A 14,065-nucleotide genomic window follows, 5' to 3' on the forward strand; every position below is an offset into this window, starting at 1 on the left:
TCTTGATTATCTTGATTATCTTGATTATCTTGATTATCTTGGTTATCCTGATTATCCTGATTATCCTGATTATCCTGATACTGACTGATTCAAACAGATTCAGACAGATACGGTAACTGCAAAAAAAGCAATAAGATGCCGATTTTGAATCCTTAATAAATCCATCTTCCTGACAGACCTTTTTTTTTCACTGATGAGTTAAGCTGCAAAAGAAACTCCTGTCGCGGAATCTCCTCAGCTCCCATTGAAACAAGATGCGGTGTTGTAACCTGACAGTCAATGAGATCAAATTTATATTTTTGAAGATGGAAACAAAGTGCTGCAAGGGCAATCTTGGATGCATCACTTTCACGGGAAAACATGGATTCACCAAAAAAAATCCTGCCAATGGATACACCATAAAGGCCACCTACAAGTCTGCCTTTCTGCCAGGTTTCAACCGAATGGGCATCGCCTCTGTTATAAAGGTCAACATAGGCTTCAATCATACCATCCACAAGCCAGGTATCAATGCCTGCTTCAATCCTTGATGTAGCACACTCCCGAATCACATCCTCAAAAGCAGTGTCCATTGTAACTGAGAAGGTACCTTTTTTGATTTTTTTTCCAAGACTTCTTGATATTCTGATATTTGAGGGAAAAAGTACAAGGCGGGGATCAGGTGACCACCACAGGATTGGCTCTCCCTTAGAAAACCATGGAAAGATGCCGCTCTTGTAGGCTTTAATAAGGCGATGATATGAAAGATCTCCTCCCACACAAAGCAGACCGTCATGTCGTGCAAAATCGGCAGGAGGAAAAATAAATTCATCTGAGAGCATGAAAACCGGCATATTCAATAAAGTGGTGTCATAAAAAATGCTGATCAACTAATCACCAATCAGGTTATGAACAAAAGTTGACCAACATTTTAGTGACACTTATTTCAAAAAAAACTATTTATAGTTAAAGGTCAGTTCGCCATCCCTTATACCTATGGAAACCTCTCCGCCTTTGTCAAGGGCTCCAAAAAGAATCTGGTCTGTCAGAACATCCTTGATATTTGTCTGTATTACACGATCAAGAGGACGTGCTCCAAATTTTGGATCAAATCCTTTTTCCGCAAGCCAGGAGCGAACTTTAGGAGTATATTTTAAGGAGACATTTTTGTTGGCAAGAAGCTCTTTCAACTCCTTCATGCCCTTGTCAACAATAAGCTCCATTGTTTCATGGGACAGAGGGTTAAACTGTACAATGGAATCAAGACGGTTTCTGAACTCAGGACTGAATGTCTTCTCAACAGCCTTCATACCTTTTGATGTAACATCTTTTAATTGATCACCAAACCCTATCTTGTTGGATGTCATCTCCCTTGCACCGGCATTGGATGTCATAATGATAACAACATTTCTAAAATCTGCTGACTTGCCGTTGTTATCAGTCAATGTGGCATAATCCATCACCTGAAGCAGAATATTGAAAAGATCCAGATGCGCTTTTTCTATCTCATCCAAAAGAAGAACGCAGTGGGGATTTTTGCGGATGTTGTCAGTTAAAATACCACCCTGTTCAAATCCAATGTAACCAGGAGGTGCACCTATGAGGCGGGAAACTGAGTGTTTTTCCATATATTCACTCATGTCAAAGCGAAGGAACTTAACGCCCATGTTGGATGCAAGCTGCTTGGCAACCTCGGTCTTGCCAACCCCAGTAGGGCCTGTGAACAGAAAGGAGCCAATTGGACGCCCCGGCGCTGAGAGGCCGGCCCTTGAACGCTTAATGGAAGTACACAAAAGCGAAAGGGCATTATCCTGGCCAAATATCACCTGGGAAAGCTTCTTTTCAAGGTTCTCAAGATTTGATCTATCCGTTGAAGTGACACTTGTAGGTGGAATCTTGGCCATTTTTGCAACTGTCTTTTCAATGTCTCCTGCAAGGACATTCTTTCGTCTGGCATTTCCTGAAAGACGTATCAGAGAACCTGTCTCATCAATTACATCAATTGCCTTGTCAGGGAGAAAACGGTCATTTATGTGCTTGGCTGAAAGCTTTGCCGCAGACTCAAGAGCCTCATCCGTATAATTGAGTTGGTGATGCTCCTCATAGCAGTGCTTAAGCCCTTTAAGTATCTCTATTGTCTCATCAACAGAAGGCTCTGGCACCTCAATTTTTTCAAACCGCCTTGAAAGTGCCCTGTCCTTTTCAAAATAGTTTTTAAACTCTTCATACGTTGTGGAGCCAACGCAGCGGATGGTACCGGTTGAAAGTGCGGGTTTCAGTATATTGGATGCATCAAGTGAACCGCTGCTTGTGGCTCCTGCTCCTACAACAGTATGTATCTCGTCAATAAAAAGCAGGGCATTCTCCTTGGACTCAAGAGCATCAATAACATCTTTTAAACGCTGCTCAAAATCCCCTCGGTATTTTGTACCGGCAAGGAGTGCTCCCATATCAAGTGAGTACATTTCCGATGATGCAAGGAATTCAGGAACCTCTCCTTTAAATGCCTTAAGGGCTATCCCTTCTGCAATGGCTGTTTTTCCAACACCTGGGTCACCCACAAAAACAGGGTTATTCTTTCTTCTGCGGCACAGCACCTGCATTGCTCTGTCTGTTTCATTTTCACGGCCTATAAGTGGATCAATTCTGCCTTTTTCAGCCTTTTCAAGCAGATTTGTGGTGAACATTGCTAAGGGATCAGATTGGGGTTGAGGCTGCTGCTCTCCCTTTCCGCTGCTATCACCCTGCCCTGGACTCTTCTTGCCCTGCTGCCGGCTCTTTGCAGTCCCCCTTGCTCTGGTTGAATTTGCCGGTGCGTGGTGGGAGATGTAGTTCAGGATATCTACCCTTGTAACTCCGTCTGATTCAAGGTAATAGGCTGCATGGGAATCCTTTTCCTGAAAAATGGATGCAAGGATATCTCCAAGATTGATCTCTGTTTTTTCAGCGGATCGTGCATGGTTAATGGCCCGCTGGATTGTTCGCTGAAACCCTATGGTCTGCTGAAGAACATAATCCTGCCCCTCCTCAATACTCTCCATTTTATCCTTGAAAAAAAGATCAAGGTTTGCCTTGATGGTGTCGGGGTTACCGCCACAGTTTTTCACAGTGGCATATCCTTCAGCATTGCTGAGTATCGCGTATAGAACATGCTCCACGCAGACATACTCATGCCGCCTTCTTTTGGCTTCTCTAACAGCAACACCAAGTGTTATGCTCAGTTCTTTGCTTATCATGGCTACTCCTTCTCCATTATACTTTTCAGGGGGAACTCCCTCTCCCTTGCAAGGACGTGCACTGTATGAACCTTGGTCTCTGCAACGTCACGTGTATAGATACCACATACGCCCCTTCCCTGTTCATGTACATTAAGCATGATCCGTGTGGCGTCTTCCAATGATTTTCCAAAAACAGCCATGAGAATTTCAACAACAAAATCCATGGTAGTGTAGTCATCATTCAGCAGTATCACCTTATACATAGGGGGGAAACCCCGCTTAAAATCCGTATCAGATGATGTTCTTTTTTTGGTTTCCGGATCAAGTGTCGTCATTTGTGTTAATGATTCCTCGGTATTTAAGGGGCAAACACTCCCCTACTTTTATACTATAGCTTTCCAGAAAAATATTATTTTTTTTGGTAATAAAATTAATACAGATAACAGATAGTTAGACTTTTCCATTATCAATTTAATTATCTGGAATACTATAATCAAAAAAAATTACTCACGCACCACAACATTTTTTATACTTTTTGCCACTTCCGCAGGGGCATGGATCATTTCTGCCGGTTTTTGCTTCAGTTCTTTTTACAGGCTCCCTTGGTGCAGAGCTGTCAGAATGGGAAAGCGTCAGTTTTTCATTTTTGGGTTTACGAATCTGATTGAGGTCATCGGGGTTTACAATCTGGATTCTGAACAAAATATTTAAAGTCTGCTCTCTTATACGGTCAATAAGACCCTGGAACATCTCAAATCCCTCTTTCTTGTAGATAACCAGAGGATTTTGCTGGGCATAGCTTCTAAGGCCAATACCCTCCTTGAGATGATCCATATTAAGAAGGTGATCTTTCCAGAGAGAGTCAACAGTCTGAAGCATGACATATTTTTCAAGCTGCCGAAACTCTGCATCTCCTATCAGTGTCTCCTTTTCCACATATTTTTCAAGAGCTTTATCTACCATGATACGACCTGCTTTTTCGCCGTCAATATCTTCCCTGTCGAAATCTGAAGGTTGGAGAGTGCAATTAAACTGACGGTTAAAAGTATCACACAACCCCTCAATATCCCAATCCGGCACAGGTAGTTTCTCATCTTCAAAAATCTCAAGAATATCCCAGCAGCGCTCTTCAATCATCTGGAGAAATTCATCCTTGAGATTTTCCTCTGTAAGGGCCTGACGCCTCTGACGGTATATGACCTCACGCTGCTGATTCATTACATCATCATACTCAATGAGCTGCTTTCTTATCTCAAAGTTATGACCCTCCACCTTGGACTGGGCATTTTCAATTGCACGGCTTATGAGATTGTGTTCAATAGGCTCCCCTTCATCTATGCCAAGACGATCCATTATGGAGGATATTCGCTCTCCTCCGAAAATTCTCAAAAGATCATCTTCAAGGGATAGATAAAAACGGGAAGACCCCTCATCCCCTTGACGGCCGGAACGACCCCGAAGCTGGTTGTCAATTCGCCTTGATTCATGGCGGGATGTTCCAAGTATATGAAGACCGCCAAGCTCTTTGACACCTTCTCCGAGAACAATATCGGTTCCCCTTCCTGCCATGTTTGTGGATATTGTAACAGCACCCTTCTGGCCTGCTGCTGCAACAATTTCAGCTTCTGCCTTGTGATGTTTGGCGTTCAACACAGTATGTTTGATATTTCTTTTTTCAAGCTGCCTGCTTAAATCTTCAGAGACATCAATTGATATGGTTCCCACAAGGACAGGTTGACCTTTTTTATGAAGCCTGATTATCTCTTTAATGGCAGCTTCATATTTCTCTTTTTTGGTTTTGTAGATAACATCAGGCATATCTTTTCTGATCATGGGTTTATGGGTAGGAATGACCAGAACATCAAGGTTGTAAATCTTTTTGAACTCTGCTGCTTCGGTTTCAGCGGTTCCTGTCATGCCGCTGAGTTTTTCATACATTCTGAAATAGTTCTGAAATGTAATGGATGCAAGGGTCTGATTCTCGTTGGCAATCTTCACATTTTCCTTGGCTTCAAGGGCCTGGTGAAGCCCCTCACTGTAACGCCTACCCTCCATAAGCCGGCCTGTGAATTCGTCAACAATAACAACCTCGTCATTTTTGACAATATAATCGACATCCCGTTTAAAAAGGGTATGTGCTTTAAGTGCCTGATTCAAGTGGTGGAGGGTTTCTATATTTTTGGGATCATAGAGATTTTCCACACCAAGAAGTTTTTCGCCCTTTGCAACACCCTCCTCCGTAAGAGTAACACTTTTAGCTTCTTCGTCAATGGAATAATCAGTCTCTGCCACAAATGAAGGGATGATTGTGTTAACCTGATGATACATATGAGTTGATTTCTCAGCAGGACCTGAAATGATAAGAGGCGTTCTTGCCTCGTCAATGAGGATACTGTCCACCTCATCCACAATTGCAAAATTAAGCTCTCCCTGGGCAAGGGACTCTCTGTCAAACTTCATGTTATCCCGAAGATAATCGAACCCGAACTCATTGTTTGTGCCATAGGTGATATCTGCGCTGTAAGCTTCCCTTCTCTGGGCATCATTGAGATTATGTATAATGACCCCCACCCGCAGGCCAAGAAAGCTATATATGGCATCCATCCATTCGGCATCTCGTTTTGCAAGATAATCATTCACAGTCACAACATGAACGCCCCTGCCTGAAAGGGCGTTAAGATAAGCAGGCAGAGTTGACATTAGAGTCTTTCCCTCACCGGTTTTCATCTCTGAAATCATTCCACGATGAAGGGCTATCCCACCTATCAACTGAACGTCATAGTGACGCATTCCAAGGGTTCTTACAGCAGCCTCACGTACAATTGCAAAGGCTTCGGGGAGAAGATCGTCAAGTGATTCAGAGCTTTCAGGGTTTTTACCCTTTGAAAGACGAGCTCTGAATTCAAGGGTCTTTGCAGCCATCTCTTCATCTGTCAGAGCTTTCATTCCGTCTTCAAGTGCATTGATCTGCTCCACCAGAGGCATGATTTTTTTTATCTGACGGTCATTGTTTGATCCAAATATTTTTGTAAGTAAACTGAATACCATATACTTTATTTCGCCTTTGCTTTACCCTGAGGGCAAAAACCTTAAAAACCCCTGCTTTGCAAGAGTTGTTAGTTATTTTGCTCCATTAATTATTTTTAACCCTGTTATTCCGGAGTATCAGGGTTGTACGTTAGGAATTGATTTTTAATAACTTGTCCATTCAACTCGCCCCAGCCACATTTTACAGACTTGCAAGGGGGAGTTTGGGTAAGTTAATTAAACCCAATTACTATATTGCTCCCGGAATTATTTTCAATCCTGTTGCCTCATCAAGACCGAACATAAGATTCATGTTTTGAACGGCCTGACCTGCTGCACCTTTGAGTATATTATCAATGGCAGAAATAATAATAATACGTTTTGAGGATTCGTCCACCCACAATCCAATGTCACAAAAATTTGTACCCCTCACATGGGCGGTATCAGGAAACATACCTTCAGGAAGAATCCTTACAAAAAAGTTGTTCCTATAGGTATCTGCAAGGGTCTCTCTGATACTATTTTCCGTTGCATTATCAGAAATACCTGCATATATGGTGGTCAGCATTCCCCGACTCATGGGAAGAAGGTGAGGCACAAAGGTTATCTTGATATTATTGACATTACCGTCTGAAGTGCCAAACGCCACCTTATCATTTTCCGCAATTGCTGGTTTCAATCTGTGATGATCCTGAATTTCAGCTTCAACTTTGTCATTACCCTGAATTTCAGCTTCCATTTTGTCATTACCCTGAATTGCAGTTTCAGCTCCAGCGTTTTTATCAGGGGCATGGGCTGTAAGAATCTCTTCCATTTCAGGCACATGGCGATGAGAACCTACCTTGTAGGCTTTAAAGGACTCTGTCACTTCACAATAATGAGAGGTAAGGGAGAGGGAGCGTCCTGCACCGCTTACACCTGACTTGGAATCAGAAATGATTCCTTCTGTTCTTACAAGGCCATCTCTGACAAGGGGAATAATCGGCAGAAGAAGGCTTGTGGGGTAACATCCGGGGTTACCGACAAGATCTGCCTTTTGTATTTCATCTCTATATATTTCACTTAAACCATAAACAGAGTGCTTCAAAAGATCAGGAGCACTGTGTTTCTGGTATGTTTTTTCATAGGTTTCAAGGCTTTTAAAACGAAAATCAGCAGAAAGATCAATGACCTTGATACCATTTTCCAGAAAAAGAGGGGCATACCCCATGGAAATTTTGTGGGGAAGGGCAAGAAAAACACAGTCCACCTTGCCCTTGAGTTCATCCGGATTCATATCCTGACATGTAATATCAACAACACCCCTCATTGAAGGAAAAATATCTGCAATATTTTTACCGCCATACGAACGTGAGGTTACAGATGTAAGTTCGGCATCAGGGTGTCCTGTAATAAGTTTGACAAGCTCAGCTCCGGTATATCCGGTTGCTCCGGCAACAGCAGTTTTTATCATTTCATATCCTGAATAAATTTGTTATGTTATTGAAGATTAAGCAATTACTCTACCAGAGAGAAATCATCTTTTCAAGCTCTGAGTGCAACACAAGGCTGAACCATAATCTTTTACCGTGAAAATGGATACAAATTTTCATATTCGGGGGTGGCCGAAAATCGTCCATGACGGTTTACCGTGAAAATAACTATCATTTTTATGGTTGGGGGTGATAATACACAATCATGCCCGTTTACTGTACAAACCATCGGTAGCTATATGGTTCACACCATGGGAGATTAAGTATTCTTTGTTCTTTTTGATTTGTTGAAGATAGAAGTCGATGCGGTTTTCTTCTTCTTCACCAATTTCATAGCTGGAAGGGGTTTGCTCAACAGAGAGATTGTATGCGGTATTGTAGTCCAAATCGATAATTGCGAGGGATGAAATCTCTTGACCTTTTTGGGACTTACCCGCAACGCCACTCCAGAATTTGTCTATCCCATAGCTATGCTTACCTATTTTGGGAACATAAGAAGCATCTATAGCAGCTATTCGTTTATTGGTATTTGGGATAGTGTCCATAATCAGCAGGTGATTGAAAAGTGTAAAATCGAATGATTTTCTAAAATTTCTCGAATAACTTTTCTCATTCAAATTGCTATAGCGCCCCATGTTGCGAAAGTTCATTCGACCTTGTAGTAGCATTATAGTTGAAAAAAGTGTCAGTAAAAATTTATGCTGATGTTTGGTTATTTTGGACAAAATACAGTTTATTGTTCTCATAGAGATCTCCTTTGTTGGACTGTAATGTTGTGTGTAAAACATAATCTTCCAATTTTGGAAAACTCTTGTCCATCCTTTTTTTTATGTTTCAAAAAAACTGTCCGAACTATTGGTTTAGACACTGATTATAAATTTAGTTGCTGGTGATTCAAATAGTAATAAAGACCTTTTTTGCCCATAAGCTCTTCATGGTTTCCCTGCTCAACCACCTCACCCTTATCAAGGACAATAATGGTATCTGCACTGCGAACAGTACTCAGACGATGGGCAATGATTATGGCGGTTCTGTTTTTTAATATTGTATCCATGTTTTTTTGTATAGCCTGTTCAGACTCAATGTCCAGAGAACTTGTGGCTTCATCAAAGATAATTATTCCAGGATTTTTATATAGAACACGGGCAATGGCAATCCTTTGCATCTGTCCACCTGATAACTGCAATCCAGATTCTCCAACCTTTGTTTCATAACCATTGGGGAAATTAGAGATAAAATCATGTGCATTGGCAAGCTTTGCTGCGGATATAATTTTTTCCATTGTGGCAGAAGGATCATCCGAAGAGATGTTGTCCCCAATTGTTCCACTGAATACAAAGCTGTTCTGGAGTACATAACCCACATTGGATCTTAAAAAGGAAAGATTTAAATTTTTGATATCAAAACCACCAACTGATATTGAACCTTCATTGGCATGAAAAAACCTTGCTATGAGGTTTACAAGGGTTGTTTTACCTGATCCGCTGCGTCCCACAATGGCACATCTTGTTCCAGCAGGAATCTCGATATTGATATTGGATAGAATCCAGGGGTCATCAACACCGCCATATCTAAAAAATACCTGTTCAAATCTTATATTGCCGGAAAGCTTCTCCATGACTATGCCCGGGGATTTACCATCCCTTTCACCATATTCGGTTTTAGCTGCAAAAACATCATTGAGGCGGTCAACCGAGACCAGGGTCTCCTGTAGTTGATCCCATACAGTTATAATTCGATTAATGGGGGTGACAACGCTTCCCATGAGGGCCATGAAAGCCATGAGTTCACCAACTGAAATATTATGTTTTATAACTTCATGGGCACCATACCAAAGGATAATAGTGGAACCAAGTGTTCCCATGAAATCGCCAAGGGAGTGGAAATATATTTTTAGATGGCTGAGGGAAAACTCTATATTGATACTTTTTATAAATTTGTTTTCCCATTTCCATCTTATCTGATTTTCAAGGTGCATCGCTTTTACTGTATCTATGGCCTTAATGGATTCAATCATATGGGATTTTGCTTCAGCTCCGGCAGCAAAGGCATCAATATTGAGCTTTTTTAAAAACGGAGTAAATCCAAGGGTGATGGCAATGAAAAAAGGGATAAACAAGATCACAAGAAGAGTCATATTGGCGTTATAATAAAGCATAAGCCCTAAATAGATTATGATGAGAAAGGTATCCAGAACAACGGTCAAAGCTGTCTGAGTCATAAAAGTTCTTATTTTTTCATTTTCACCAAACCTTGATACAAAATCGCCAATTTTTCTGGCCTTAAAGTAACCAAGGGGCAATGCCAATAGATGTTTGTAAAATGAAACCAGCATACTTATATCAATTTTCATGCTTGTATGTACAATTAGGTACTGCCTGACAATGGTTATCAATATTCTGAATATAAGAACAATAAGCATTCCTATTAACATAATGTTAAGAAAGGATATGTTTTCGTGGTACAATACCTTATCAACTATATTCTGGGTAAAAACAGGGGTGGCAAGGCCAAGTAAATTCAGGAGCATGGACGCAAGGAAAATCTCTGCAAGGATCATTTTATGGGGAGTAACAAAACCAATAAATTTTTTCAGGGAAGATTGTTTATCCACCTCCTGGTTACCCAAAAGTGGTGTGGGTTCAATAATAAGGGTGATTCCATTCCAGTTATCTGAAAAATATTCCCTGTGGTATTTTCTGAGACCCATGGCCGGGTCTGCAACCCATACATATTTTTTTGAAACTTTGTAAACAACACAATAGTGGTAACCCTGCCAGTGAATAACACAGGGCAACTTTATATCAAGGAGCCCATCAAATTTGATTTTTATCCCCCTGGTCAAAAAGCCCAGGTGTTCAGCTGCCGAGGCAAGGTTGGAAAGGGTTACACCTGAGTTATCTGCGTGGGAAAGCTCGGAAATTCTGGCCAGGGAAAATTTTTTCCCATAAAAACGGGAAATCATCACAAGACAGGCAGGGCCGCAGCCCATCTCGTCATGCTGTCTTACAAAGGGAAAACGCAATCCGTGGTATTTTTTTTTCGCTGTGGATGGGGATGATGTATCTATGGTGTTCTGCTCTACCTCCGGTGGCTTTTCCCTGTAATCCCGGGTTTGATTCAATTCCCCTTTGTTGTGTTCAGGTTGTGTGTCTGTATATATATTTGGGGTGATATTGGGGGGAGATATGGAGCGATACTGGTGCAGTCTGTCGGAGAATAGCGATTTAAGATCCGGGGATTTCTGGATCAGTTCTTTAAATGTGTCTCTGCTCAATGCAAAAAGATGACAATTTGTCAGACAGACAACATCTGCATATCGTGGGCTATCCTCAATTAGTGCCTTTTCCCCGAAAAATTCCCCCTGGTGAAGAAAATTAATTATACTTTGATCTCCATCTTCCCATTTTATAACCTTTAATTTCCCCGATTCAATTAGATAAAATTTATCAGGCTCATCCCCCTGCCTGAAAATCCCTTCCCCTGCCATAAAGGATTCTGGGTTGAAATTTTTCACAATCTGCTGTACATCCTTGGGCTTTAGAGGAGATAAAAGGGAGCAACCCTTTAAGAAAAGCTGAATTGATGTGGAATGGATAAACTTATCAAAATAACCACGGATTTCAGGTTTGCTGAAAACAAATTTTTCAAAGATTTCATTATCTATGGCTATCAAAAGAGATTGTTCAACAGCCCTTGCTGCTGCATTTCTGGGTCTATGGGAAATCAGGGCAGTTTCCCCAAAGTGATCTCCACGGGTTCTCACCCCCATGTTGATCTCTTTACCGCTGTTGTCCTTGAAAATAATTCTGATTCTGCCGCTGTATATGATATAAAAGCAGTCACCTGCATCACCCTGGTCAAAAATCAAATCCCCGGCTTGTGATGATACAAACCTTGAGTTTTTGGCGATATACTGCAATGACTCATCTGATAAAATTGAAAATAGCCACAATTTTCTTAAAAATAATTCAGTATCGTGCATCTGCATAAATTCAAATCCTAAAGCCCATAAAAATTAATCACAGCAGATAATTTCTGTTTGATTAATAAACCAGGATAGCTCCATTCTGATATGATAATATTTTCCCACAAGCATAAGATACTCCTGTTTAAGTGCTAAAAGTTCATATTCTGATGCTATAAGTTCTTGCTGGTAATCAAGGAGATTAATTACTGTTGTTCTTTCCTGAACAAGCCTTTCAACTTCATTTTCAAGATTCTGCTTTGAAAGGGCGACAATCTCACGGGAATATGCAATTTGCCTGTCAAGGTCAGTGAGGTCATCATATATTCCAATTATCTCTTTTTTAAGTTCCGCAGTTCTTTTTTTAATGCTGTTATCAATATTTGTTATCTGTTTTTTTACAATTGAAATCCGTGCATGGTTTCCATCCTGTTTCAGGGGAATTTCAAAGGATGTTTTAAAAGCCATGAAATGGTTGGCAGTATCAATATCTTTAAAAGCTCCATCCAATCCATTTGGGTCATATCCATTGATACCGGCCTGGAAAACAACGTCAAGTTTTGGTTTTGCCCTGTCCAAGGCAATAAGAAGATCCTGCTCAAGTTCCTTTTTACTATATTCAAGGGAGATTAAAAAAGAATCCATTGCCAACACATGTTCAATTGTCTGTTCCTTTGAAGCAGGTTTAAACAAGTTAATTAATGATTTTGAACATGTCACAAGTTGCAGGGTTCCATCCAATCGGTATTGGGAACTGTTATTGTAAATTAAAAGGAAAAGATTTTGTAGATAGCCATCCCTTTGATTTTCCAGCTCTAAAATCTTTCGCTCCTGGAATATATGGGCGGCTTTCATTCTGTTAAGATCTGTGATGGTCATATATCTAAGGGCTACTTTTTGCTTTATGATTTTATAAAGCTTAAAGGTTCTATCACGAATTTTTTTTTGTAAACTTAATCTTTTGTTAATAAAATAGAGATAGTAGTATTGATTGAACATCTTAAATATTGTGTTGCTTAAGATAATCTTATTTTCCTCTTCTGATCTTTTTAAATTTATTTTTGCTTTTTTAATGGGGGCATTTGTTATTTCTTTTCCCCTTCCCTGCATAACAGGCTGGTCATATTCCATGAAAAATGAGCTTTGATATTCTTTTGGGCTTTCAATGGAATAGATATATTCTATCTCTTCCATTGAAGCTGTTACATGGATAGATTCCTTGCCGCCAAAAATATTTTTTCGGCTTATCCCTGTAGTATATAATTGAATATCCCATGCAAGATAGTTATCCACATTTAGGCTGTTATATCGCCTCCTTTCAAAGGTGCTGTCTGCCTGAAATCGGGGAATGAAGATCTCTTCCTGGATTGATAGGTTTTTTTCTGCAATATCCCTTGAGACAGTGCTGCTCTGGATATCCATGCTATTTTTAAGGAGATCATTTTGGGCTGAGTAGAGAGAAAGGGAAGATAAGGTCTTTGCATTATCATTATCCAAGGCATAATTATCCCGTGCATAATATGGACTATCCTTTTCCATGGCAAAAGTAATATTAAAGGAAAAAGAAATGGTAGAAAGAAACAGAGTTAGTAATGTTAAACTGAATAATATTAAAATAGATTTTCCTGTCATAAGAAATCAGCTCCCATGATCATATTTTGCTGCTTTTCACCAGGTGTTGTTAACAGAATATGACACAACGTCAATATAGGTTTATATATTGATATTAAATCTTGACAAAAAGAGAATTAAAGTGTGATAAATAAATATTGATGCCCACCATAACTTAATTTTTCTGTTTTTTGAATTGTTATATGCAAATATTTGATATCCTATGATATCCTATGCGATACTTTGCCTTTGTCTATTGTTTTTTATGAAAAAATATTTACTTGGCATATAAAATGCTTTTATAAAAATACAAACAGGATAACTTACCTAAAGCATAACAATGAAGGGTAGTGTCATAAAAGTGTTGATTTCTTTTTGTGAAAGCCCTGCTGAATCAAGGTTTGTGAAGAGCTCATCAACATATTTGGGACACCACCCAATGAAGTTCATATTAACACAAATAAAATAAGGAGAAATAATCATGGCACGTATTCAAATTAAAGATCTGGCAGAGAATCAGACAATTTCAAAAGAAGACCTCAAAAGAGTAAAGGGCGGTTTTGTTATGATGGATAATGTGTTCAGTGGGATTACACCTGAATATAAATTCTCACCTGAATATAAATTCTTTAACACTGCCCAGTTTATCACTTCAGGTCAACTGGTGGAAAATATGGAAAGTATTTTATATGAAAAATGGTTCTAAACACCCATTTACCAGTTCATATGAAAAATGGATCTAAACACCCATTTACCAGTTGCTGCCATCCCCGATGGTGAAAACACGATCT

The 14,065-nt window shown here is 40.0% G+C and carries 9 protein-coding genes; 1 reads left to right on the plus strand and 8 read right to left on the minus strand.

The annotated features are described in order from the left end of the window. Nucleotides 1–152: 152 nt before the first annotated feature. The 8 genes from aat to MTBBW1_RS18645 form a co-directional block, all read right to left on the minus strand. Nucleotides 153–869, minus strand: coding sequence for a leucyl/phenylalanyl-tRNA--protein transferase (aat, locus tag MTBBW1_RS18610; RefSeq protein WP_342743935.1), 717 nt, complete (start codon nt 867–869; stop codon nt 153–155). A 66-nt stretch (nt 870–935) separates the two neighbouring features. Continuing rightward, the gene (clpA, locus tag MTBBW1_RS18615) at nt 936–3,215 is read right to left on the minus strand and encodes an ATP-dependent Clp protease ATP-binding subunit ClpA (RefSeq protein WP_080805837.1); all 2,280 of its coding nucleotides are present in this window, start codon (nt 3,213–3,215) and stop codon (nt 936–938) included. 2 nt (nt 3,216–3,217) lie between these two features. Next, nucleotides 3,218–3,532: an ATP-dependent Clp protease adapter ClpS gene (gene clpS / locus MTBBW1_RS18620; protein WP_080805839.1), complete on the minus strand. Its 315-nt coding sequence runs from the start codon at nt 3,530–3,532 to the stop codon at nt 3,218–3,220. 172 nt (nt 3,533–3,704) lie between these two features. After that, on the minus strand, nt 3,705–6,245 hold the full coding sequence (gene secA, locus MTBBW1_RS18625) for a preprotein translocase subunit SecA (RefSeq protein WP_080805841.1): 2,541 nt from the start codon (nt 6,243–6,245) through the stop codon (nt 3,705–3,707). A 229-nt stretch (nt 6,246–6,474) separates the two neighbouring features. Further along, nucleotides 6,475–7,677 (minus strand): N-acetyl-gamma-glutamyl-phosphate reductase, encoded by a 1,203-nt coding sequence (gene argC / locus MTBBW1_RS18630; RefSeq protein WP_080805843.1) that lies wholly within the window; start codon nt 7,675–7,677, stop codon nt 6,475–6,477. Between the two features lie 222 nt (nt 7,678–7,899). Further along, nucleotides 7,900–8,442, minus strand: a complete 543-nt coding sequence (locus tag MTBBW1_RS18635) for a transposase (protein ID WP_186441484.1) — start codon at nt 8,440–8,442, stop codon at nt 7,900–7,902. Nucleotides 8,443–8,567: 125 nt separating this feature from the next. Further along, nucleotides 8,568–11,687 carry a peptidase domain-containing ABC transporter gene (locus tag MTBBW1_RS18640; RefSeq protein ID WP_080805848.1) on the minus strand — a complete coding sequence of 1,040 codons (3,120 nt, stop codon included), beginning with the start codon at nt 11,685–11,687 and terminating at the stop codon, nt 8,568–8,570. A gap of 27 nt (nt 11,688–11,714) precedes the next feature. Continuing rightward, nucleotides 11,715–13,160 (minus strand): TolC family protein, encoded by a 1,446-nt coding sequence (locus tag MTBBW1_RS18645; protein ID WP_186441486.1) that lies wholly within the window; start codon nt 13,158–13,160, stop codon nt 11,715–11,717. Between the two features lie 595 nt (nt 13,161–13,755). Between MTBBW1_RS18645 and MTBBW1_RS18650 the strand changes: the two genes are divergently transcribed. Then, nucleotides 13,756–13,980, plus strand: coding sequence for a hypothetical protein (locus MTBBW1_RS18650; RefSeq protein WP_080805852.1), 225 nt, complete (start codon nt 13,756–13,758; stop codon nt 13,978–13,980). Nucleotides 13,981–14,065: the final 85 nt, after the last annotated feature.

Source organism: Desulfamplus magnetovallimortis (genome assembly GCF_900170035.1).
In the GTDB taxonomy this organism is placed as follows: domain Bacteria; phylum Desulfobacterota; class Desulfobacteria; order Desulfobacterales; family Desulfobacteraceae; genus Desulfamplus; species Desulfamplus magnetovallimortis.

Bases quoted from the DNA above. Each gene is read 5' to 3' on its own strand.
- argC (WP_080805843.1), bottom strand. From the start codon at position 7,677: ATGATAAAAACTGCTGTTGCCGGAGCAACCGGATATACCGGAGCTGAG.
- clpA (WP_080805837.1), bottom strand. From the start codon at position 3,215: ATGATAAGCAAAGAACTGAGCATAACACTTGGTGTTGCTGTTAGAGAA.
- MTBBW1_RS18640 (WP_080805848.1), bottom strand. From the start codon at position 11,687: ATGCAGATGCACGATACTGAATTATTTTTAAGAAAATTGTGGCTATTT.
- clpS (WP_080805839.1), bottom strand. From the start codon at position 3,532: ATGACGACACTTGATCCGGAAACCAAAAAAAGAACATCATCTGATACG.
- MTBBW1_RS18650 (WP_080805852.1), top strand. From the start codon at position 13,756: ATGGCACGTATTCAAATTAAAGATCTGGCAGAGAATCAGACAATTTCA.
- secA (WP_080805841.1), bottom strand. From the start codon at position 6,245: ATGGTATTCAGTTTACTTACAAAAATATTTGGATCAAACAATGACCGT.
- MTBBW1_RS18635 (WP_186441484.1), bottom strand. From the start codon at position 8,442: ATGAGAACAATAAACTGTATTTTGTCCAAAATAACCAAACATCAGCAT.